The sequence below is a fragment of the Aurantimonas sp. HBX-1 genome (assembly GCF_021391535.1).
Classification (GTDB): Bacteria; Pseudomonadota; Alphaproteobacteria; order Rhizobiales; family Rhizobiaceae; genus Aurantimonas.
In genome coordinates this window covers 2,281,624-2,303,566 of the sequence record NZ_CP090066.1, presented here as the reverse complement: position 1 = coordinate 2,303,566, position 21,943 = coordinate 2,281,624, and the positions used below count along the sequence as shown (strand labels likewise).

The following is a 21,943-nucleotide window of genomic DNA, read 5'->3' as shown; positions in this document are numbered from 1 at the left end:
CTGAATCGGATTCTCGTCAGGTCAGCCTAACAATCGGGCGATGCTGACGAATTCCGAGACCGACAGGGTCTCCGCCCGGCGCTGCGGATCAATCCCGGCGCGGGCGAGCAGCGCCTCGCCGCCGAGTGCCTTGAGGCTCTGGCGCAGCATCTTGCGCCGCTGCCCGAAGGCCGCCGCCGTCACCGTCTCGAGCGCCGCCAGCGGAACGTCTTCGGGCGCCGGGCGCGGCACGATCCGCACCACCGAGGAGGTCACCTTGGGCGGCGGCGTGAACGCCTCGCGCGACACGTCGAATGCGATGCGGGACACGGTCCGCCAGCCCGCCAGGACCCCCAGCCGACCATAGTGGTCGGAACCCGGCGCCGCGACGATGCGCTCGGCCACCTCGCGCTGGAACATCAGCGTCAGGCTCTCCCAGGCCGGCGGCCAGTCGGGCGTCGCGATCCAGTTCAGCAGCAGCTGCGTGCCGACATTGTAGGGCAGGTTGGCGACGACCTTGAGCGTTCCCGTATGGGCGATGGTGCCGATGTCGAGGGTCAGCGCGTCGGCCTCGATGATCTCCAGCCGCCCGGGATAGTGATCGGCGATGGCGTGGAGGGCAGGGAGGCAGCGCGGATCCTTCTCGACTGCGATCACCCGGCCGGCGCCTTCGGCGAGGAGCGCCCGCGTCAGCCCGCCAGGGCCGGGGCCGACCTCGACGATCGTGGCGTTCTCCAGCGGCTGCGCCTGTCGCGCGATCCGGGCGGTGAGATTGAGGTCCAGGAGGAAATTCTGGCCGAGGCTGCGGCGGGGCTCCAGCCCGTATTCGGCCAGCACGGTTCGCAGCGGCGGCAGCGGATCGATGGGGCTCACGCGCCGGCCGCGTGGCTGGCCGAAGTCGCCATGCGCCCCGCAAGACGAAGCGCGGCGAGGAAGCTGTCCGGGCGTGCCCTGCCGGTGCCGGCGATGTCGGCGGCCGTCCCGTGATCCGGCGACGTGCGGATGATGGGCAGCCCGAGCGTCGCGTTGACCGTCTGGTCGAAGGCCAGCGTCTTGGCGGGGATCAGCGCCTGGTCGTGATACATGCAGATCGCTACGTCGTAGCCGCGCCGAGCCTCGGCGTGGAACATCGTGTCGCCGGGCAGCGGTCCGAACGCGTCGATGCCGGCGGTTCGCAGCCGCTCGATCGCCGGACGGATCACCGTCTCCTCCTCGCTGCCGATCGCGCCCTTTTCTCCCGCATGCGGGTTGAGCCCGGAGACCGCCAGGCGCGGCGAGGCGATGCCAAGCCGGGCGCGATAGTCGTCGGCGACGATGCGGCAGGTCGTCTCGATCAGCCCGACGGTCAGCTGGCGCGGCACCTCGGCGATCGGGATATGGATGGTCACGGGAACGCAGGAGAGTTCCGGGCCGGTGAGCAGCATGACCGGGGTGAACGGACGGCCGAGCCGGCGCGCACAGAGATCGGCGAGATACTCGGTGTGGCCCGGATGCTGGAAGCCGAAATCGTAGAGCGCCTTCTTGTCGATCGGGCCGGTCACGAGCGCCGAGGCCTCGCCGGCAAGGACGAGCGCCGTGGCGCGGTCGATCGCCTCGACGGTTCCGGCGGCGTTGTCGGGATCGATCCGGCCCGGCGTCTCGCCTTGGCGGTTGACGAGCGGCAGCACCGCAAGCGTGCCGGAGGGCGCCGACGCGGCCTCCTGCGGCGAAGCGATCAGGTGCAGCGAAACCGGGATGGCGAGCCGCGTGGCGCGATCCGCGAGCATCCGGGGATCGGCGAGGACGAAGAAGGCCGGCAGGTCGGGGTGCTGGCCCGCATGCATGGCAAGGACGATGTCCGGCCCGACGCCCGACGGTTCGCCGAGCGTGACGGCGACCGGCGGCAGCCGGCCGCGGCTCTCCGGAGCACTCATCGGCGGCTGATCTGCGCCTCGTCGCGTAGCTTCTTCAGGAAGGCTGCGTCGGGGCCGCCGCCTTCCTGGCCCAGCTTCTCCATGTCGTTCGACTGGAAGACCATCGCTGCGACCTTGTCGTCCGAAATGCTGCGGCTGCCGCAGATGGCGATGTACTCGACGCCTCGTTCGGTTTCCTGCACCGGCGTGGTCTTGCCGTTGCCGGCCCGCATGATGTCGTCCTTCCAGCGCGGCGGCAGTTCCGGCTGGGCGACGCGTCCGAGGTCGCGGACGGTGACGTCGCGCAGCCCCTTGGCGAAGGTGTAGGTGGCGTCGCAGGACTGGAAGCGCCCGCGCATGCCGTCGGCCTCGCGCTTGCGCTGGGCGAGAAGCGCACCGCGCTGGCCATCGGGGATGACGAAGATGACCTGCTGCAGCGTGTATTCCGTCGTGGAGGGCTTCTGGCCGCCCTGCGCCAGCATGCGCTGCACGACGTCCTGTTCGCTCATCCGGTCGGCGCTGCGCATATGCGCCTGCACCGCCTGGCCCCAGCCCATCTGCACCCGGATGTAATCCTTGAACGCTTCGGCGGAGAAGCCGGCGCTCGACAGGACTTCGGCAAGCTGTTGTTCGTTCATCTTGTTCTCGGCGGCGAACCGGCCGTAGGCCTCGTTGACGGCGGTGTCGGGGACGTCGATGCCGCGCCGACGGATTTCCTGCTTCTTCAGTTCCTCGTCGATCAGCTCGTCGGTGGCTTTCTGTGTGACGTTGCCGCCGACCCGGCGCAACTTCAGGAAAGCCGCGCGCTGGCGGATCTGGAAGGTGGTGATGGGCTGGCGGTTGACGACGACGCTGATCTCCGAGGCGGCCTGTGCCGACGTCGCGAGCAGGGGTGCAGTCACCGCCGTCGATCCGAGCAGGACGAGTGCGAGGGCCGCACGCTTGACGACGTTGTGAACGCTCATGGTTCTGGAACTCCTCCTCCGGGGCGATGGCTTCGGCAGGTTGCGATGCCTCTAGACGTCGGCTCTGGCGAAATAATGATCACCCGACCAGTATTTCACCATGATCGAGCGCTGCAGCGCGTCGGCCGTTCAGCTGGCTCCCAACCGGTCAGCTGCCGCTGTCCCCGATATCATAGGACTGCGAGAAGTCCGAGATGGTTCGCAGGCCGACCGTGAACATCAGCTTCGTCGAATTGGCTTCCTGCGTGTAGCGGTTCGTCGTGTCGGAATAGGACACGAGGAGGCTGAAGCACTCGTCGGCATAGCCCACGCCGAAGGTCTTCTCGACCACCGTCTCGTTCTCGATGTCGTAGCCGAGCGCGCCGAACGCCGTCCAGTTGGGGGCGAAGGTCAGCGTGCCGGATGCGGTCACCTGGCTCCGGTCCTCAATGGCGCCGTAGATCGGCTGCGCCGCGATCTCGGTGTAGGTCAGCTGAGCGCTGCCCCTGGCGAAGGCGTAGGAGCCGTAGACGTCGGTCCGGCGGAGCTCGTAATCCTCTTCGTCGAGCCGCATCTGCGTGCCGAATTCGAGGCCGATCGGCGTTCCGATGGCGAGCGACGTCACATAGTCGGACCGGTCGGTCTCGAGTCCCGAATCGTAGCCGACCAGCGCCAGATCGGTTTCGGCGAACGAGTTGACGCCGCCGAGGTGGTAGGACTGGCCGATCACCGCATCGAGCGAATAGCCGCTGTCCAGGGTCGCGGCGTAGCGCAGGCCGTAATTGGTGCGGCTGCCGCCTTCGATGCGGTCGTAGCCGGAGAACTTGTCGAGCGCGAACAGGTTGGCGGTGTTGAACACCAGCGTCTGGGCGTCCTCGTTCGGCACGAGTCCGATGCGGGTCTCGTCCGGACGTACGATCAGCTGGGCGATCGGCTCGATCACATGCGTCGAGTGGGCGGTCTCGATCAGATACGGATAGCGGGCTTCGAGCGCACCGGTGGCCATGCCGCGCGCGCCGGAATCGTCGATGTCGATGGCGCCCTGCTCGAACCACCCGGTCGGCTGCGCGGGATCGAAGCCCGGCGTCGGGCCGGCATAGTAGTTGGTGAACCCGTCCGAACTCATGTCGGCGGTGTAGAGGTCTCCGCGCACCGCGGCGATCGGCTTCAGCACGAGGCCGGAGTTGAGCGCGTAGCTGTCCTCCCACTTGGCTGCGGCCGTGGCACGCGTGTAGTCGCCCTCGAGGCCGAGGTAGCGCGTCAGGTCGGGGCGGAACCAGTAGCCGGTCGTCGGGAACAGGCAGCTCCCGTCCGAGAGCGACGTCGCGCAGAGGCCGGTGAGCTGGTCCTCCTCGCGATGCAGCGAGGCGACGTTGAGGTCGATCTGGACCTCGCCGCCGAGCACGTCCTCCTGCTCGATGCGCTGGTAGTCGAAGCTGGGCAGTACGTAGGGCTGCTGGTCCTCGAAGGTCGGGTCGATCGACTGGAAGTCGAATTTCTGCGCCCGCAGGTCGAAGACGCTCTGGTCGCCGAGACCGGTGAGATAGATTTCCGAGGTGCGCAGGGTCTCGCTGAAGCCGGGGATCTCGTAGGTCTTGGAGAAGTTCTCGTCGGACTGCGCAAGGACGTCCCAGCCGAACGTCCAGCGGTCGCTGAGCGCGAACTTGCCGGTCGTGCCGATCATGCCGCGTTCGGTGTTGGCGAAGTCCGGCGAGGCGCGGACAATGTCGCCGTCCGTGCCATAGATGTTGTCGCCGCTGAACGCGTCCGGGTCCTGCTGGACGATGCCGGCGGCCTGGAGGGTGAAGTAGCCGTTCTCGACGGCCTGGCGGTACTCGACCTCGCCGAGGAAACCCTGCTTGGTGTAGTAGGTGCCCGCGACGGTGACGTCCTTGTCGTCGGCGATGGCGAAGAAATACGGCACCCGCAGGCCGTATCCGAGCTCTTCGGACGAGCGGAACGACGGCGGCAGGAAGCCGGACTTGCGCTTCACCGTCGGGTCCGGCGACTGGAAGTAGGGCAGATAGGCGATCGGCGCGCCGAAGAACTCGAACTGCGCGCCGTAGTAGCGGATTTCCTTCTGCGTCTGGTCCCAGACGATCTTGCGGGCCTTCACCTGCCAGAGCGGCGCCCGCTCCGGGTGCTCCTTGCAGGGTTCGCAGGCGGTGTAGACGCCCTGCTGGAAGGTCGTGACGCTGCCGTCGCGCCGGACGGCGTCGGCGGCGGCAAAGCGGGTGTTCTCCGGGGTCTCGATGCGCAGCGCCTGAACGAAGCCGTCGCGGAAGTCGTCGGTGATGTCGATCGAGTCCGCGTAGATGCGATTCCCGTCCGGCTGTTGCAGTTCCACATCGCCGGTGGCGATCAAACGACGGGTGTTCTGGTCGTAGACGACCTGCCGGGCGACCAGCTTGTACGAACCGTAGTCGATCTGCACGCCGCCGCCCGCGGTGACGACCGAAGATTCGCTGTCATAGGTGACGGTGTCGGCCTCGAGGAACAGCTGCGCGTTCTCCGGTGCCTGGATGTCGGCGGGCAGCGCGGGTTGCGCATGGGATTCGCCGCTTGCCAGCCCGAGCGCGCAAAACGCCGTGCCGGCAAGGAGAAACCCCTTTACGCGCGGCCCGGCGATACCCCTTCGCCGGCCGTCGGTCCCCCTCGGAATCATACTAACCATCCTCTTGATGGAGCAGGATCGTTACCCCAAACAATCCTGCTGCCAACACTGGAAACCACGCAGCCGCAACCGGCGGAACCACCGCATTGCTGCCGAGTGCCTTCGCCAGAAACGTCACGACGTACAACACGAAACCCGCCAACACGCCACCGCCGAGAGTCCTAGCAGACTGGCGAGTGCGCGAAAACCTCGTGGCGACTGTCGCCGCCAGCAGAGTCATGGCGATGAACAGCGCCGGCTGCGCAATGAGCGAGTTGTACTGCATCAGGAACGCCATCGAGTTAAAGCCGAGACTGGCGGCAACGCCGATCTTGTCTCCCAGCTCCCAGATCGAGATGGCCTCGGGATCGGCGAGGCGCTGCTCGACGAATTCCGGCCGCAGGCTCGTCGGCAGCCGGAACGTGTCCGGATGCTCCGGCGGATTGCCGATCCGCGTGACCCGAGGGGTGTCCATCGTCCAGGCGCCGTCGCCGAGCACCGCCTGGGGTGCGTCGATGCGCTCGCGCACCAGCCCGTCCTCGCCGAAGACGAAGGCGGTGATCTGACCGAGCAGCACGCCGTTCTGCGCCACCGTCTTGGCGCCGATGATCGAGGTGATCCCCTCGGCGTTCTGCCGCAGCCACGGCACCTGGTCGGAGGTCGGCGCGACGCCGGCACTGGTGGTCTGGGCCTCGAACTCCGCCGCCTTGCCCTTGGCGTAGGCCGACAGCGGATTGTAGGCGAAGGTTGCGAGGAGCCCGAGAAACAGCGAGCCGACGACGAACGGCAGCAGGATCTGCCAGATCGAGACGCCGGCGGCGCGCGCCACGACCAGTTCGAGGCGCCGGTTGAGCGTCAGCAGCGTGAAGATGGAGGAGAACAGGATGATGAAGGGAAAGGCCTGTTCCATGAAGGACGGAACGCGCAGCGCCGAAAAGAGGGCGATGGCGCCGAAGCCGAACTCGGTCATCCGCCCGCGCCGGCTGACCTCGATCATGTCGATCAGGTAGACCAGCGCGAAGACGGCGATCAGCGTCGACAGGAAGCTGACGACGTAGAGCCGGAAGAAGTAGCGGTTGAGCGTCCAGTTCCTCATCGGCCGTCACCGTTCTGGTACGACGCCGGGCGGAACCGCGTCAGCATCGCCGTCACGCGGTCCATCTGCACCGCCGTCCATTCGCTGAGCGGCCAGTTGGCGGGACCGAGACCGCGCCAGATCAGGAAGATGTTGGCCGCTATGGCGCCGAGCGGCAGCAGATAGCTGACGAACACCCAGACGTAGCCTTCCTCGATCAGCGACAGTGCCACGAAGCCCAGCGCCTTGAGCACGAGGCCGCCGGCGAGGCCGAGGAACATCGCCGGCCCGGTACCCTGCCGGTTGGTGCGCGGATCGCCGGCGACGACCACGGCCCAGAGCGCGAAGGCGATGGCATACAGCCAGCTCGACATGCGGTCGGTGAACTCTTCGACGAGGTTCAGCGGCTTCGACTGGAAGATCGGATCGTTCGGATCGGGGAACAGCAGATCGACGGTGCTGCGTTCCGATGTGCGGGTCCAGTCGCCGTTGGAGGAGGGGCGCAGTTCGGCGAGATCGAACGCATAGGTCTGGAATTCGATGACCGACACGCCGCCATCGGTGGTGCTGCGCCGATGCAGCTGCCCGTCGTAGAGCAGCAGGTTGGAGCGGTCGCCGTCGTCGACCACCCGAGCTTCGCGGGCGAAATAGGTGAGGTCGACGGTCGGATCGCGGGTATCGGAGATGAACAGGCTTTCGATCACCGCGCCGTTGGCGTCGCCGACGCTGACCACCAGGTCGTCCTGGACGCGTTCGAACCGCCCGGGCTGCAGGAAGAGGGTCAGCGTGTCGGCATTGATCGAGCGCAGGCCGTTCTGGAAGGAACTCGACGAGTAGGGCCCGACCACATGGCTGAGAAACAGGATGATCAGCCCGGCGATCGCCCCGAGCAGCAGGATCGGCCGGGTGACCACCTTCGGCGAGGCGCCGGCGGCCGAGATGACGGCCCGCTCTGACCCGGCATTCAGGGAGTTCAGCGCCTGGATGGCGCCGATCAGCACGGCGAAGGGCAGCACGCCCGCCACCAGCCCCGGCAGCAGCATCAGCGCGATCCAGAAGATGTTGCCGGCCGCCGACGCCGTCGTCTTGATGATGTCGATCCGCGACAGCGCCTGCACGATCCAGACGATCAGCACCAGCGAGGCAAGCGATCCCGCAGCATACCCGAAGGCGGCCTTGAAGACGTAGCGTTCGAGAAGCGTCATCCGTTACCGTCTTCCGATTGCACGCCCCGCCGCCATCGCTTCGCCGGGAGTGTCCGCAGCGCGGACGTCCCCCCGTACACTGCAACAGCTTGGCTAAAGAAGGGCGAAGCGACGTGGTTAACGCCGTGTAACCGCCGGCACCGACCTTGCAAAGCCCGCCTGCGCATCCATCATACGCTCGGCCCGGCGCCGTCCGATTCACGCGGCGCCCTGGGCACCGACCGCACCGCGACAGGAGTTTGCATGGCCGCCCTACCACAGATCGAATTCGTTTCCGCCGACGTCGAGCCGGAAGGCGTGCTCGTCGTGCTCGCGGGCGCCGGCGGGGCGGTAGCTTCGGAACTGGGCGGCGCGGTGACGTCGCTGGTGGAGAAGGCCGGCAAGCCGGCCCGCTTCAAGGGCAAGTCGCTCGCCACGCTCGACATCCTCGCGCCGCAGGACATGACGGTCGACCGCCTGCTGGTCGTCGGCACGCATTCGGACAAGGCCACGACGGAAGAGGACTGGCTGAAGCTCGGCGGCGTCGTTGCGGCCAAGCTCAAGGGCGCCAGGTCCGCCACGGTGCGCTGTGACCTGCCGCAGGGCCAGGTCGTCGCGCCGGCCGATATCGCCCGCGTCGCCGCCGGCGCCGTGCTGCGCAGTTACGATTTCGACCTCTACAAGACCAAGGCGTCGAAGAAGAAGGACGACGAGACCGACGATTCGAAGGAGCCGGTGCGCCTGCGCTTCGCCGTCGCCGATCCGGAAGCGGTTCGCGCTGCCTATGCCGTCGAGGAGGCGATCGCCGCCGGGACGATGCTCGCCCGCGACCTCGTCAACGAGCCGGCGAACACGCTTGGACCGGTGGAATTCGCCGAGCGCATCGAGGCGCTGGCGGCCGAGGGTGTCGATGTCGAGGTGCTCGGCGAGAGCCAGCTGCGCGACCTGAAGATGGATGCGCTGCTCGGCGTCGCGCAGGGCTCGCCGCGTCCGCCGCGCGTCGTCATCATGCGCTGGAACGGCGGCCCGGACGACCAGGCGCCCGTCGCCTTCGTCGGCAAGGGTGTCGTGTTCGACACCGGCGGCCTGTCGATCAAGCCGGCCGCCTCGATGGACGAGATGAAGGGCGACATGGGCGGCGCCGCCGCCGTGACCGGGCTGATGCGGGCGCTCGCCCGGCGGTCGGCGAAGGTCAACGCCATCGGCATCGTCGGCCTGGTCGAGAACAGCGTCGACGGCAACGCCCAGCGTCCGGGCGACATCGTCACCGCGATGTCCGGCACCACGATCGAGGTGCTCAACACCGACGCCGAGGGCCGGCTCGTTCTCGCCGACGTGCTCTGGTACTGCCAGCAGCGCTTCAAGCCGAAGTTCATGGTCAATCTCGCCACCCTGACCGGCGCGATCATCGTCGCGCTCGGCAATCACCATGCCGGGCTGTTCTCCAACAACGACGAACTTGCCGAGCGGCTCGCCGCGGCCGGCAAGACCAGCGGCGAGAAGGTCTGGCGGCTCCCGCTAGGCCCGGAATACGACAAGCTGATCGAGGGCAAGTTCGCCGATATCCGCAATATCGGCGGCGGCCGGGCGGCGGGTTCGATCACCGCCGCGCAGTTCCTGCAGCGCTTCGTCAACGACGTGCCCTGGGCGCATCTCGACATCGCCGGAACCGCGATGGGCTCGCCGGCCAACGAGTACAACCAGTCCTGGGCCTCGGGATTCGGCGTGCGGCTGCTCGACCGGCTGGTCAAGGACCATTACCAGGCCGTCTGACGCCGGCGAGGTTTGCGGGAGCGGGCCGTCGCGAGCGGACCGGTCCTGCGGGCCCTTGCGGACCAGGCGATCGGGAGGGGGGCACGTTGGCGGAAGTCCTGTTCTACCACATGACCGAGAGCCGGCTCGAGGACGCGTTGCCGGACCTCCTCGAGCGCAGCCTCGCGCGGGGCTGGCGCGTCGTCGTGCAGTTCCTCACCGAGGAACGCCGCGACGCGCTGGACCACCATCTTTGGGTCTACAAGGATGACGGCTTCCTGCCGCATGGCAGCGACGCGGAAGGCTCGGCCGCGCTGCAGCCGATCCTGCTGACCGTCGAGGCCGGCCAGGAATCCAACGACCCGCACGTGCGGTTCCTGGTGGAGGGCGCGACTCCGCCGCCGCTCGATCGCTACGTCCGCGCCGTCTATCTATTCGACGGGCACGACGGCGAGCAGATCGCCCGGGCGAGAGAGCGCTGGGCGGCCGAGAAGGCCGCCGGCCATGCGGTCACCTACTGGCAGCAGACCGATGATCGCCGCTGGGTGAAGAAGGCCTGACGCCGCCGCCATTCGTGGCACGCCTGCGCTTCAGGACGGTCGCCGGCTTCCAGTAGGGCGCTCTCGGCACCTGGAACCATTGCGGCCTGACGTTCAGTATGGCCGCGAAGACGAGCAGGTTGAGGTAGCTCGCCAGCTCGAGCGTCTCCTCGATCCAGACCTGGTAGAGCGTCTCGCCATAGATCTCGGCAACGACCAGCGCCACGCCGCTGACGGCGCAGGGGACCACCCAGAAGAAGTTGAGTTCCCGCAAGTGGCGGGAAACCGCCTCTCGGCGAATGGCGAGCAGGACGAGCGCCAGCCCCACGAGAGCCAGCGAGATCAGCGTCTTGGCGTCCCCGGTGACGCACGGACCGACGTCGTAGTAGGCACTGCCGCAGCGCGGGAATTCCCTGGCGGCCGCAAGGCCACAGGCGACCGCGAGGGCAACGCTGGCGTAGAAGATCTCGAAGCCGAAACGGAGCGCCGCGAGGAAGAACAGCAGTCCCGCCAGGATGACCATGACCGCCTGCAAGATCTCGCTGGGGCCGTTCTCGGCCGGAAATTCCGTCGGCCCCGTGGTGGGCTCGACGATCAGCGAGAACCCCCACGCAACCGCCAGGGAGACGAGGGCAAGCGCGCCGAACCAGAACAGCTCGCGTCCGGTCCGGCGGGAGAGGGCGGCCCGCGGGATCGCGATTGCCAGGGTCGCCGCGCGGGTGAGGAATGTCGGCATGGGAAGAGATCGACCTGCGCTGCGAGCCCGGATCCGACAGCGCCGCTGCCTGGCGCGATGCGGGGCAGCGTAGCAGGCGGCGCGACCGGGAGTCGGCCCTTTAGGCTCAGTGCCAGCGGAAATGACAGTTTTGCGACGCCGGATCAAGCCGGTTCGGCTTTGGAATGCAAGAGGTTGCTTGGGCGGGCGCCGGCCATCGGCGACCGCGGGAGCCTATTCCACCGCCATCGCCGCGTCGTGTTCCTCGGTCAGCGCCAGCCAGTTTTCCTCGCAGGCAGCCAGCGTCTTGGCGGCGTCCGAACGCTGCTTGTTGAGCGCGGCGGCCCGCGCCGGGTCGCGGGTGTAGAGCGCGGCATCGCCGAGCGTCTCGTCGAGCCCCTCGATGGTCTTCTGCAGGCGCGAGATCTGGATATCCAGCTGGCTGATCTTCGCCTTCAGCGGCTTCAGCTGCTCGCGGCGCTCGGCGGCGATGCGGCGCTGGTCGATCTTCGAGACCTGGACCGGTGCCGCCGTCGCAGCCTCGGCCGGATCGGCGCCGACGCTGTTGCCCTTGGTGCCGCCGGAGAGGACCAGCTTCTTGTAATCCTCGAGGTCGCCGTCATAGCGCGACACCGTGCCCTCGGCGACGATCCACAGCCGGTCCATCGTCGCCTCCACCATGTGGCGGTCATGGCTGATCAGGATGACGGCACCGGGGAAGTCGTTGAGCGCCCGCACCAGGCTCTCGCGGGCCTCGATGTCGAGATGGTTCGTCGGCTCGTCGAGGATCAGGAGGTTCGGCGCATCGAGCGTCGCAAGGCCCATCAGGAGCCGCGCCTTCTCGCCGCCGGAGAGCTTCTCGGCGGCGGTGTCCATCTTCTGCGTCGGCAGGCCCATCCGCGCCACCTTGGCCCGGACCTTGGCCTCCGCCGCGTCCGGCATCAGCCGCCGCACGTGCTGGACGGCGCTTTCGGCCGGCCGCAGGTCGTCGATCTGGTGCTGCGCGAAGAAGGCGATCTTCAGCCCCGGCGCGCGGGTGATGGTGCCCGACTGTTCCGCCAGCCGGCCGGCCAGCAGCTTGGCGAAGGTCGACTTGCCGTTGCCGTTCTGGCCGAGCAGCGCGATCCGGTCGTCGGTGTCGATGCGCAGGTCGAGGCGCGACAGGATCGGCCGGCCCGGCGTGTAGCCGACCGTCGCCCGTTCCATGCGGATGATCGGCGAAGCCGCGGCCTTTTCCGGCGCCTCGAAGACGAACGGCGTCACGTGGTCCTCGACGATCGCCTGCAGCGGCTGCATCTTCTCCAGCGCCTTGAGGCGCGACTGGGCCTGGCGCGCCTTCGAGGCCTTGGCGCGGAAGCGTTCGACGAACGCCTCCATGTGCTTGCGGTGGGCTTCCTGCTTGCCAATCGCCTTCTGCAGGAGCTCGAGCTTCTCGGCGCGCTGGCGCTCGAACTGGTCGTAGTCGCCGCGATAGAAGTTCAGCTTCTGCTGGTCGAGATGGACGATCGAGTTGACGGCGTTGTTGAGGACGTCGCGGTCATGGCTGATGACCAGCACGGTATGCGGATAGCGCGCGACGAAGTTCTCGAGCCACAGCGTGCCCTCGAGATCGAGATAGTTGGTCGGCTCGTCGAGCAGCAGCAGGTCGGGCTGCGAGAACAGCACCGCGGCGAGCGCGACGCGCATCCGCCAGCCGCCGGAGAAGGACGAGGCCGGCCGGGCCTGCGCCGCCATGTCGAAGCCGAGGCCGGACAGGATGGAGGACGCGCGCGACTCCGCCGAGTGCGCCTCGATGTCCGCGAGCCGGATGTGGATGTCGGCGATGCGGTTCGGATCGGTGGCGGTTTCCGCCTCCGCCAGCAGCGCGACGCGTTCGAGGTCGGCCTTCAGCACGATCTCGATCAGCGACTCTTCGGTCCCCGGCGCCTCCTGGGCGACCTGGCCGAGCCTTGTGTTCTTCGGGAAGGAGACCGATCCGGTCTCCGCCGCGAGGTCGCCGGTGATGATGCGGAACAGCGTCGACTTGCCGGCGCCGTTGCGCCCGACCAGCCCCGCCTTGGTGCCCGTCGGCAGCGACAGGTTGGCATGGTCGATGAGCAGGCGGCCGGCAACGCGCGCGGAGAGGTCGGTAATCTGAAGCATGGCGCCCTTTTGCCACGCCATGCCGCAGTGCGGAAGGGAAATTTCGTGAGTCGTCGGGACGGCCGCCGCCGGAACGACCCCTAGGCGGCGATCCGGCGGTCGCAACGCGTCGTGCGATCAGCCGGCCGCGGTCTCGCGCTGGAAGCTTATCAGGTCGAAGCTCGGCGCCTCGCGGCCGAAACCGGTGAGGATCGCATGCGCCTGGCCGCGATGATGGGTCTGATGATTGAAGAAGTGCAGGAGCGCCGGCGCCAGCGTCTGGGTGATCGCCTGCGGCGTCGAAATCGGGCTGTAGCTGAAAGTCGCCTCCAGCCCGGCCTCGGTCAGGCTTCCCACCCAGTCGGCGATCCGGGCATCCTCGGCCCTGCGTGCCGCTGCGAGCGCGTCGAAGTCGTCGTGGAGGATCGCGTCGAGCTGCGTCGGGGCATCGCCCGAACCGGTGAAGCGCCGCATCCAGATGCGGTCGGCGGCGAGGATATGGTTGAGCGTGCCCTGCATCGACCTGAAGAAGACGCCGCGATCGGCCCGAAACTCCTCGTCCGAGAGCGTGCCGGCGGCCGCGTAGAGGCGTTCGTTGCTCCAGCGATTATAGCCGGCGAACATCGCCATCGTCTCGTGATACATCGCGCCGTCCTGTTCACTGCGAAGGAAAAACCCGTGGCGATCCTACTTCATGAACTCGTCGGCAGCGATCCGGCCCGGCCCTTCTCGCCGCACTGCTGGAAGGTCCGGCTGGCGCTCCGGCACAAGGGCCTCGACTTCCACACGGTGCCGGTGCCGTTCACCGGCGTCCCGAAGATCGAGGGCGGGTCGGGCATCGTGCCGGTGCTGCGCGACGGCGACACCGTGGTGTCGGACTCCTTCGCCATCGCCGAATATCTGGAAACCGCCTATCCGGACGCGCCGAGCCTGTTCGGCGGCGAGGGCGGCCGGCGCCTGTCGCGCTTCGTCGAGAGCTGGTCGCAGCGCACCATCCATCCGGTGCTCGGCGGCTTCGCGCTGCTCGACATCCACGACGCACTCGACCCTGCCGACCAGGCCTATTTCCGCGAAAGCCGCGAAACGCGCATGGGCAAGCCGCTGGAAGCCGTCGTCGAAGGGCGTGAGCAGCGCCTCGCGTCCTTCCTGCAGCAGCTCGAGCCGCTGCGGGCGATCCTCGCCGCGCAACCGTTCCTGGGCGGCGAGAGCCCGCTGTTCGCCGACTACATCGTCTTCGGTGCCTTCCAGTGGCTGCGGGTGAGCTCGCCCTTCGCGGTCCTGCCGGCGGGAGATCCGATTTCGGCCTGGTTCGAGCGCTGCCTCGACCTGCACGAGGGCGAGGGGCGGCGGGTGCCCGCCGCCGCCTGACCGGCGCGTGCCGCCCGGCTTGCCCGGCCGGGGGGCGACGGCTATAGGTCCGCCACCTTCCAAACCTCTCCAAAAGGATATTCCATGGCGGTCGAACGCACGTTCTCGATGATCAAACCGGATGCCACGCGCCGCAATCTCACGGGCGCCATCACCAAGATGTTCGAGGAGGCCGGCTTCTCCGTCATCGCCTCCAAGCGCGTCTGGATGAGCCGCCGCGAAGCCGAGGGCTTCTACGCCGTCCACAAGGAGCGGCCGTTCTTCGGCGAACTCGTCGAGTCGATGTGCTCGGGCCCGACGGTCGTCCAGGTGCTGCAGGGCGAGAACGCCATCGCGCGCAACCGCGAGATCATGGGCGCGACCAACCCGACGGACGCGGCCGAGGGCACGATCCGCAAGGCCTTCGCGCTGTCGATCGGCGAGAACTCGGTGCACGGCTCCGACGCGCCGGAGACCGCCAGCCAGGAAATCGCCTACTGGTTCTCCGAGACCGAGATCGTCGGCTGAGCGTTTCGGCTCACGGGGACTGATGCAAAGGGAGGCCTTCGAGCCTCCCTTTGTCGTTCCGGGCAGCCTCAGCGGCTGCCGGCGAACGAGGTGAGGATGACGATCAGGATGATCGAGTAGAGCAGCACGCTGCCGACCACGAGCAGGATCTGGTAGTTACGGCCGACCGTGTTGCGCGTCACCTCGCGGGCCTGATGCAGCAGGTTCGGCCAGGTGTACGAGACGAAGTCGCCCTGCGTCATGACCGAGACTACCTTGCCGCTGTCGTCGACGATCGGCAGGCGGCGGAAGCGCTCGTTCGACATGATCCGCATCCATTCGATCAGGTCGTCGTCGGCCTTGGCGACGCGCACGCCGGCGGTCATGATCTCGTCGAGCCGTGTGGTGGTCGGATCTCGTTCGCGCGCGACGAGGCGGTTGAGGATGTCGCGCTCGGTGACGACGCCGAGCAGCTTCTGGTTGCCGTCGATCACCATGACCGACCCGATGTTCCGCTTGGCCATCTGCATGGCGGCGTCGATCACCAGCACGTCCGGGCCGAAGCTCAGCGGCTTGGGCTTGTCGCGAAATTCCGGCCGATCCCTGATCTTCATGACGGTGCCTCCTCCCACAAGATCGGGAGAAGTGTAAACCAAACATGACAGGGGCGGAAGCTGCAGAGACCTGCGGGCCTGACAGCGGGCGGGGCGATGCTACAGCCGGTGCCAGCGATCGGCGGCGTGGTCGTCGGTGTCGCGCGATTCCACCCAGCCGCCGGTGGTGCCGTCGATCAGGTGCTCGCGCTTCCAGAACGGCGCGCTGGTCTTGAGAAAGTCCATCAGGAAGGACGCCGCGTCGAAGGCCGCCTGCCGGTGCGCGGCGGTGCAGGCGACGAAGACGATCTCCTCGCCGGGCGCGACCAGGCCGAAACGGTGGATCGCCGTGCAGCCCATCAGCGGCCAGCGCGACAGCGCCTCCTGCGCGATGCGCCCGATCTCGCGCTCGGCCATGCCGGGATAGTGTTCGAGTTCGAGCGCCTTCAGGCGGCCGCCCTCGTCGCGGCAATAGCCGGAGAAGGTGACCACGGCGCCGACCTCGCCGGTTCCCGACACGGCGGCGATCTCGGCGGCGATGTCGATACGGCCGGCCTGGATCCGCACCACCGGTTGGATGGTCGCCTCGCTCATGCTCAACCGCCGGTCATCGGGGGGAAAAGCGCCACCTCGCAGGCCCCGGCGAGCGGCTCCGAATGGTCGACATGTTCCTGGTCGATGGCGACCCGGATGATCTCCGGCGCCTGCAACGCGGCGTCATAGCCGGGGCCGCGGCCCTTCAGCCAGTGCAGGAGATCGCTGACGGTCTCTACGCCGGCCGGCAGCTCGACTTCCTCTTCCGACAGCCCGATGCGTTCGCGGACCCAGGCAAAATAGGCGAGCTTCATGACGTTCCGTCTCCGCTTCGTCGCGCCGGCGCCGTCCGCCCGGGACGAACGCCCGATGCCTCAGTCGTCGATGTGGCGCAGGCCGGCGCGGAAGTAGTCGTAGCCGGTGTAGAGGGTCACCAGCGCCGACACCCACAGCAGGCCGATCCCGAGATCGGTTATGTAGGGGAAGACCTTGTCGCCGGCAGGTCCGGCCAGCAGGAATCCGACCGCCACCATCTGGATCGTCGTCTTCCACTTGGCGAGCCGGGTGACCGGCACCGAGACCTTCAGCTCCGCCAGATATTCGCGCAGTCCCGACACCAGGATCTCGCGGCACAGGATGACGATCGCCGCCCAGATGCTCCAGCCGGCAATGGTGCCGTCGGCGGCCAGCAGCAGCAGCGCCGCGGCGACCAGGAGCTTGTCGGCGATGGGGTCGAGCATGCGGCCGATCGTCGAGGTCTGCTGCCAGGCCCTCGCCAGATAGCCGTCGAAGAAATCGGTGACGCTGGCGCCGACGAAGATCGCCAGTGCCGACCAGCGGGCATAGTCCGGACTGCGAAGCTGGCCTTCCATGAAGAAGCACAGCACCACCAGCGGGACGCAGACGATCCGCGCATAGGTCAGGAGATTGGGAAGGCTGAGAGCCCGAGATGCCATGATGGGGTCCAGATCGCAGATGCGCCCCCTAGAAGCGCGGGCAGGTGGGTCGCGTCAACCGCGGTGATCGTCTGATGTGTCGAAGATGCGTTCATCCCCGCTCGTGGAAGTGGTCGTAGATCGACTTCGCCATCGCGGCGGAAATGCCGTCGACGGCGAGCAGGTCGCTGAGACCGGCGCGCGAGACCGCCTTGGCGGTACCGAAATGGTGCAGCAGCGCGCGTTTGCGCGACGGGCCGATGCCCTCGACCTCGTCGAGCGGATTCTTCACCAGCTCCTTCTTCCGCCGGGCGCGGTGGGTGCCGATGGCGAATCGGTGCGCCTCGTCGCGCAGCCGCTGCAGGAAGTAGAGCACCGGGTCGCGCGGCGGCAGGGTGAAGGGCTCGCGGTCGCCGGTCACGAAGCGCTCGCGGCCGGCATCGCGGTCGACGCCCTTGGCGACGCCGATCATCGTCACCCGGTCGGCGATGCCGAGTTCTTCCAGGATGCTGCGCACCGCCGAAACCTGGCCCTTGCCGCCGTCGATGAGGATGAGGTCCGGCCAGGCCGGCAGGCCGGCCTCCGACAGAGCCTCCTCGTCGTCGCCGCCGTCGTCCGTCGCTGCCTCGGGCATCGGCGCCTCGGCCTCCTCCTTCAACAGGCGCGAGAACCGCCGCGTCAGCATCTCCTGCATCATCGCGAAGTCGTCGCCGGGGGTGATGTCGACGCCCTTGATGTTGAACTTGCGATACTGGTTCTTCACGAAGCCCTCTGGCCCGGCGACGATCATCGCGCCGACCGCGGCGGTGCCCATGATGTGGGAGTTGTCGTAGACCTCGATCCGCCGCGGCGTCCGCGCCAGGCCGAAGGTCTCCTGCACGCCTTTCAGCAGGCGCGCCTGCGACGACGTCTCGGCGAGCCGCCGGCCGAGCGCCTCGCGGGCGTTGCTCGATGCGTGGTCGACCAGCTCCTTCTTCAGCCCGCGCGCCGGCACCTCGATCTTGACCCGCCGCTCGGCCCGCACGCTCAGCGCGTCGGCGAGCAGCGGCTCGTCCTCGACGGCGATCGGCAGCAGCACCAGGCGCGGCGCCGGCTTGTCGTCGTAGAACTGCGCGAGGAACGCCCCGAGCACGGCTTCCGGCTCCAGCGAGGGATCGGCCTTGGGGAAATAGGCGCGGTTGCCCCAGTTCTGCCCGGTGCGGAAGAAGAATACCTGGATGCAGGTGAGCCCGCCCTCCTGGTGGATGGCGAAGACGTCGGCTTCCTCGATACCCGCCGGGTTGATGCCCTGGTGCGCCTGGACATGCGACAGCGCCGCCAGCCGGTCGCGATAGATCGCCGCCCGCTCGAAATCGAGATCCTGCGAGGCGGCCTGCATCGCCGTCGCCAAGCCGCTCTTGATCTGGCTCGATCGGCCCGACAGGAACGCCTTCGCCTCGCCGACCAGTTCGCGATAGTCGGCGATCGAGATCTCGCCGGTGCAGGGCGCCGAGCAGCGCTTGATCTGGTGCAGCAGGCAGGGCCGGGTGCGCGTCTCGTAGACGGAATCGGTGCAGGTCCGCAGCAGGAAGGCCCGCTGCAGCGAGTTGATCGTGCGGCCCACCGCGCCGGCCGAGGCGAACGGGCCGAAATAGCTGCCCTTCCGCGACCGCGCCCCCCGGTGCTTCATGATAGCCGGCGCCTCGTGATCCTCGCTGACCAGGATGTAGGGGAACGACTTGTCGTCCCGCATCAGAACGTTAAAGCGCGGGCGCAACCGCTTGATCAGATTCGCTTCGAGCAGCAGCGCCTCGGTCTCGGTGCGCGTCGTCACGAATTCCATCTGCCGCGTATCGCGGATCATCCGGGCGATGCGCTGGGTGTGACCACCGAGTCGTGTGTAGCTGACGACGCGCTTCTTCAGCGAGCGCGCCTTGCCGACATAGAGGACTTCGCCGTCCTTGCCGAACATGCGGTAGACGCCTGGCCGGTTGGGCAGGCGCTTGGCCAGCGCCACGATCAGGTCGACGCCGGTCAGGCCGCTGGCCGCGACGCCGCCGGCATCGTCCCACTCGATCGAGGCGAGGAGCTCGGCGCTGCTGGCGGTGACGGCGACCGCGTCGGCCGTCGCGTCCGCCTCCTCGGCAAGATCGTCGTCGTCGAGATCGTCGATGTCGGCTGGCTCGTTCATGTCGTCCTGACGGCGCCTTGGCCCGCGCCGGGTTGGGTTGGTCATTCTAGGCGGGCTCACCGCCCGGTTTCCCATATATGATTCGCGCATCGGCCGAATGCACGGGGTCGCGAGCATGACCTGATCGTGCCCGGCCGACCGGCAGCGGCATCTGTGGCCGACCGGCAACGCTCTCGTTCTATTTCGGATTATTTCCGTCCGATGGGAGCCTTTGCCCGACAATCGGACTTTTCCCATAGGAGATCGTTCCCACCTTTCCGGCAATGAACCGGAACGGGCGTCTGAAAGGCCTGGACATGGTGAAGCTTCGACATCTTGCCGCTGGTGCGGCGCTGGTGCTGCTCGGCACCCCGGCGTTCGCAGCCGATGCCGTGACGGGTGAGAGCGTGCCGTCCCCCGTGACGATCGGTGCGGCCGCGACACCGATCTATGTCTGGTCGGGCCCGTATGCCGGCGGCTTCGTCGGCTACAACAGCGCCAATTTCGACCAGAGCGGCGGCGGCAGCTTCGATGGCGACGGCTTCGTCGGCGGCGTTTATGCCGGCTACAATCTTCAGACCGACCGGCTGGTCTACGGTCTCGAGGCCGATATCGGCGGCTCAGGCGTCGGTGCGGACGGCTTCAATGTCGCGACGGGCTCGGCAATCTCGTCGGACGGCAACGTCTTCGGGTCGCTGCGGGGCCGCGTCGGCGTCGCGGTCGATCCGTTCCTCGTCTTCGCCACGGCGGGTGTCGCCGCGTCGCGCAACGAGTTGTCGCTGAACGGCTTCTCCGACGAGCAGACCAGCGTCGGCTACACCGTCGGCGCGGGCGTCGAGGCGCAGGTCACCGACAGCATCACCTCGCGGCTCGAGTACCGCTATTCCGACTACGGCAGCGAGACCTACGACCTCGGCAACACCTCCGTCTCGTCGGGTTTCGACGAGCACTCGATCCGGGCCGGTATCGCCCTCAAGTTCTGAGCCTCGCCGGCGTGGCCGGCGTTGCAGGATTCGCGTCCTCGGCACGAGAAGGGTGACCCCGATCGCGGGGCGGGGTGCCGCAGTTGACCGCTCGTCCAGCCACCGCTGCAACGGCGCTGCCGGAGCAACCGCGAGTGCGCGTGCCGGCCGCCTTTACCGTCTTCTTCAGTTTTCCTCGGTACTACCCGTCCTGTGAAGCAATGAACGGGACGGGGAAGCCGAAATTCGCATGCCGGAAGCTCATCATCTTATCGTGATCTGGCAATCCATCGGCGTGATGGCGGTCTGCGCCCTGGGGTTCGGTATCCTGCAGCAACGCATGCAAGATACGCTCGCGCGCGGCATCGTGCTCGGGATCATCTTCGGATGTGGTGCGGTGCTCAGCATGCTGTCCCCGATCGTCTATGCCACAGGGCTGATCATGGATGCCCGTTCGATCCTCGTCGGCTTCGCCGCACTGTTCGGCGGACTGCCGGCCGCCGTCGTCGCGTCGGCGTTCGCCATCATCTGCCGGGCCTGGATCGGCGGCATAGGCACCCCGATCGGCATCCTCGGCATTCTGGTCGTTGCCGTCATGGGTCTGTTGTGGCGCGGGCGACGTCGGGACGAACGTGTAGGAGCGGTCCCGATCGCCAGCTTCGCCGCCTTCGGGCTCCTCTCCTCCTTCCATCTGCTGCTGATGCTCGCACTGCCGATCCCGGATCCCTTCGGCTACTTCCTCAGGGCCTGGGTCATCATGACCCCCGTCTTCATCGCCGGATCGGTCGTGATGGGGATGATGATGCAGCGCGAGCACAACCTCGTCCTGCGCGAACAGGCACTCGAAAGGGAGGCGCTGACCGACCCGCTGACCGGTCTCGCCAACCGCCGCGCCCTGGATGGCTTGCTCGAGCGCGCCGTGGTGCCGGCACGAGGCGAGACAGAGGGACCGAGCCTGCTGATGGTCGACGTGGACCATTTCAAGCAGGTGAACGACACGTTCGGCCACAAGGAAGGCGACCTGGCCCTGCAGCAGATATCGGCGGTCCTGTGCGCGACGGTGCGCGATGGCGACACCGTCTCGCGCTATGGCGGGGAAGAGTTCTGCCTGCTGCTGCCCGGCACGTCCCAGGCCGCCGCGATGGCCGTCGCCGAGGAGATCCGGCAGGCCCTCGCACGAGACAGCATTTCGCTTGGCGGACAGTGTCTCCACCTGACGGTCAGCGTCGGCGTGGCGTCGGCGCCGGTTTCGGGCGGATCCGCGACGGAACTTTTCGCGGCGGCCGATCGGGCGCTCTACCGGGCAAAGCGCCTCGGCCGCAACCGGGTGCTGGCCGATGACGGGCGGGACCACGGGCTCGACGACCGGCTCTTGCCGTTCCGGCGCGCCCAACCGGAGCCGGAACTCGAATCCACGCTTCCCTGACCGGCACTTCCCGAAGAGGCGTCTTCGGCTAGGCGTGCGGTACGAGGCCGGCCATGGTCGGATGGGCCGCGCAGAAATCGTCGAGCCAGGCGGCAAGACGCGGGAACTCGCCGGCAGCCTTTCCGGGGAAGCGGATGTTCATCCAGCCGAGCAGCCCGGCCAGCGCGAAATGCGCCGTGGTGAGTTCGGGGGTGAGCTCGTCGAGCCGCTGGTCGAGCACCATCAGCCCGCGCTCGCCCTTGCGGGTCTGCTTGTCGACCCAGCCGTCATAGCGCTTTTCCTCGGGCCGGTAGCGGACCTCGTAGACGGTCAGGAGCAGGGCATCGATGACGCCGTCGACCGTCGCCTCGAAGGTCTTCACCGCCCGCCAGGCCTCGAGCGTCTGCGGCACCAGCTGGTTGCCGCTCATCCGGTCGAACAGGTCGCAGATGACGCTGCTGTCGAAGACCGGACAGCCATCATCGGTCACCAGGCTGGGGATCTTGCCGAGCGGGTTGGCGGCCAGGAGGTCGGTCGGCTCGGCGGAGGTGTCGACGGTGACCTCGTCGAGCTCGAAACCGCAATGGCTGGCCGCCATGCGGACCTTGGCGGCGAAGGGGGAGGCGGCGGCGTAGTACAGACGCATGAGAGACGCAG

At 67.7% G+C, this 21,943-nt stretch carries 21 protein-coding genes; 6 read left to right on the top strand and 15 right to left on the bottom strand.

Annotated features, from left to right (window positions below):
• Positions 1-21 precede the first annotated feature (21 nt).
• From rsmA to LXB15_RS10905, 6 genes are all read right to left on the bottom strand, one after another.
• On the bottom strand, positions 22-852 hold the full coding sequence (gene rsmA / locus LXB15_RS10930) for a 16S rRNA (adenine(1518)-N(6)/adenine(1519)-N(6))-dimethyltransferase RsmA (protein WP_233948493.1): 831 nt from the start codon (positions 850-852) through the stop codon (positions 22-24).
• On the bottom strand, positions 849-1,892 hold the full coding sequence (gene pdxA / locus LXB15_RS10925; RefSeq protein ID WP_233948492.1) for a 4-hydroxythreonine-4-phosphate dehydrogenase PdxA: 1,044 nt from the start codon (positions 1,890-1,892) through the stop codon (positions 849-851). The genes rsmA and pdxA overlap by 4 nt, the downstream gene beginning before the upstream one ends.
• Positions 1,889-2,836 (bottom strand): peptidylprolyl isomerase, encoded by a 948-nt coding sequence (locus tag LXB15_RS10920; protein WP_233948491.1) that lies wholly within the window; start codon positions 2,834-2,836, stop codon positions 1,889-1,891. Before LXB15_RS10920 ends, pdxA begins: the two co-directional genes overlap by 4 nt.
• Before the next feature lie 148 nt (positions 2,837-2,984).
• Positions 2,985-5,480, bottom strand: a complete 2,496-nt coding sequence (locus LXB15_RS10915; RefSeq protein WP_233948490.1) for an LPS-assembly protein LptD — start codon at positions 5,478-5,480, stop codon at positions 2,985-2,987.
• Between the two features lies 1 nt (position 5,481).
• Positions 5,482-6,564: an LPS export ABC transporter permease LptG gene (gene lptG, locus LXB15_RS10910; RefSeq protein ID WP_233948489.1), complete on the bottom strand. Its 1,083-nt coding sequence runs from the start codon at positions 6,562-6,564 to the stop codon at positions 5,482-5,484.
• The gene (locus LXB15_RS10905; protein WP_233948488.1) at positions 6,561-7,748 is read right to left on the bottom strand and encodes an LptF/LptG family permease; all 1,188 of its coding nucleotides are present in this window, start codon (positions 7,746-7,748) and stop codon (positions 6,561-6,563) included. The genes lptG and LXB15_RS10905 overlap by 4 nt, the downstream gene beginning before the upstream one ends.
• 243 nt (positions 7,749-7,991) lie before the next feature.
• Between LXB15_RS10905 and LXB15_RS10900 the strand changes: the two genes are divergently transcribed.
• On the top strand, positions 7,992-9,500 hold the full coding sequence (locus LXB15_RS10900; RefSeq protein ID WP_233948487.1) for a leucyl aminopeptidase: 1,509 nt from the start codon (positions 7,992-7,994) through the stop codon (positions 9,498-9,500).
• A gap of 86 nt (positions 9,501-9,586) precedes the next feature.
• Positions 9,587-10,039: a DNA polymerase III subunit chi gene (locus tag LXB15_RS10895; RefSeq protein ID WP_233948486.1), complete on the top strand. Its 453-nt coding sequence runs from the start codon at positions 9,587-9,589 to the stop codon at positions 10,037-10,039.
• On the opposite strand, the gene LXB15_RS10890 is transcribed toward LXB15_RS10895, so the two are convergent.
• The 3 genes from LXB15_RS10890 to LXB15_RS10880 all read right to left on the bottom strand — a co-directional run bounded on the left by LXB15_RS10890 (position 9,990) and on the right by LXB15_RS10880 (position 13,499).
• Positions 9,990-10,754 carry a hypothetical protein gene (locus LXB15_RS10890; protein ID WP_233948485.1) on the bottom strand — a complete coding sequence of 255 codons (765 nt, stop codon included), beginning with the start codon at positions 10,752-10,754 and terminating at the stop codon, positions 9,990-9,992. The two genes, LXB15_RS10895 and LXB15_RS10890, sit on opposite strands and share 50 nt — an antisense overlap.
• A gap of 213 nt (positions 10,755-10,967) precedes the next feature.
• Positions 10,968-12,875 carry an ABC-F family ATP-binding cassette domain-containing protein gene (locus LXB15_RS10885; RefSeq protein WP_233948484.1) on the bottom strand — a complete coding sequence of 636 codons (1,908 nt, stop codon included), beginning with the start codon at positions 12,873-12,875 and terminating at the stop codon, positions 10,968-10,970.
• 117 nt (positions 12,876-12,992) lie between these two features.
• On the bottom strand, positions 12,993-13,499 hold the full coding sequence (locus LXB15_RS10880) for a DinB family protein (RefSeq protein WP_233948483.1): 507 nt from the start codon (positions 13,497-13,499) through the stop codon (positions 12,993-12,995).
• Between the two features lie 33 nt (positions 13,500-13,532).
• Between LXB15_RS10880 and LXB15_RS10875 the strand changes: the two genes are divergently transcribed.
• A complete protein-coding gene (locus LXB15_RS10875; RefSeq protein WP_233948482.1) occupies positions 13,533-14,222 on the top strand; it encodes a glutathione S-transferase family protein in 690 nt (229 codons plus the stop codon).
• An 84-nt stretch (positions 14,223-14,306) separates the two neighbouring features.
• On the top strand, positions 14,307-14,729 hold the full coding sequence (gene ndk, locus LXB15_RS10870) for a nucleoside-diphosphate kinase (RefSeq protein WP_233948481.1): 423 nt from the start codon (positions 14,307-14,309) through the stop codon (positions 14,727-14,729).
• Between the two features lie 68 nt (positions 14,730-14,797).
• Here ndk and LXB15_RS10865 read toward each other — a convergent pair whose 3' ends face one another.
• The 5 genes from LXB15_RS10865 to uvrC all read right to left on the bottom strand — a co-directional run bounded on the left by LXB15_RS10865 (position 14,798) and on the right by uvrC (position 18,940).
• Positions 14,798-15,322, bottom strand: a complete 525-nt coding sequence (locus tag LXB15_RS10865; RefSeq protein ID WP_233948480.1) for a cyclic nucleotide-binding/CBS domain-containing protein — start codon at positions 15,320-15,322, stop codon at positions 14,798-14,800.
• A 99-nt stretch (positions 15,323-15,421) separates the two neighbouring features.
• On the bottom strand, positions 15,422-15,895 hold the full coding sequence (locus tag LXB15_RS10860) for a molybdenum cofactor biosynthesis protein MoaE (RefSeq protein WP_233948479.1): 474 nt from the start codon (positions 15,893-15,895) through the stop codon (positions 15,422-15,424).
• A gap of 2 nt (positions 15,896-15,897) precedes the next feature.
• Positions 15,898-16,149: a molybdopterin converting factor subunit 1 gene (moaD, locus tag LXB15_RS10855; RefSeq protein WP_233948478.1), complete on the bottom strand. Its 252-nt coding sequence runs from the start codon at positions 16,147-16,149 to the stop codon at positions 15,898-15,900.
• Between the two features lie 60 nt (positions 16,150-16,209).
• On the bottom strand, positions 16,210-16,791 hold the full coding sequence (gene pgsA / locus LXB15_RS10850) for a CDP-diacylglycerol--glycerol-3-phosphate 3-phosphatidyltransferase (protein WP_233948477.1): 582 nt from the start codon (positions 16,789-16,791) through the stop codon (positions 16,210-16,212).
• Positions 16,792-16,882: 91 nt separating this feature from the next.
• The gene (gene uvrC / locus LXB15_RS10845; protein ID WP_233948476.1) at positions 16,883-18,940 is read right to left on the bottom strand and encodes an excinuclease ABC subunit UvrC; all 2,058 of its coding nucleotides are present in this window, start codon (positions 18,938-18,940) and stop codon (positions 16,883-16,885) included.
• A 296-nt stretch (positions 18,941-19,236) separates the two neighbouring features.
• On the opposite strand from uvrC, the gene LXB15_RS10840 reads away from it, so the two are divergent.
• Together LXB15_RS10840 and LXB15_RS10835 are read left to right on the top strand one after the other, a co-directional pair.
• Positions 19,237-19,902, top strand: coding sequence for an outer membrane protein (locus LXB15_RS10840; protein WP_233948475.1), 666 nt, complete (start codon positions 19,237-19,239; stop codon positions 19,900-19,902).
• 229 nt (positions 19,903-20,131) lie between these two features.
• Positions 20,132-21,307, top strand: coding sequence for a diguanylate cyclase (locus LXB15_RS10835; protein ID WP_233948474.1), 1,176 nt, complete (start codon positions 20,132-20,134; stop codon positions 21,305-21,307).
• A gap of 28 nt (positions 21,308-21,335) precedes the next feature.
• On the opposite strand, the gene LXB15_RS10830 is transcribed toward LXB15_RS10835, so the two are convergent.
• On the bottom strand, positions 21,336-21,932 hold the full coding sequence (locus LXB15_RS10830) for a glutathione S-transferase family protein (protein ID WP_233948473.1): 597 nt from the start codon (positions 21,930-21,932) through the stop codon (positions 21,336-21,338).
• Positions 21,933-21,943: the final 11 nt, after the last annotated feature.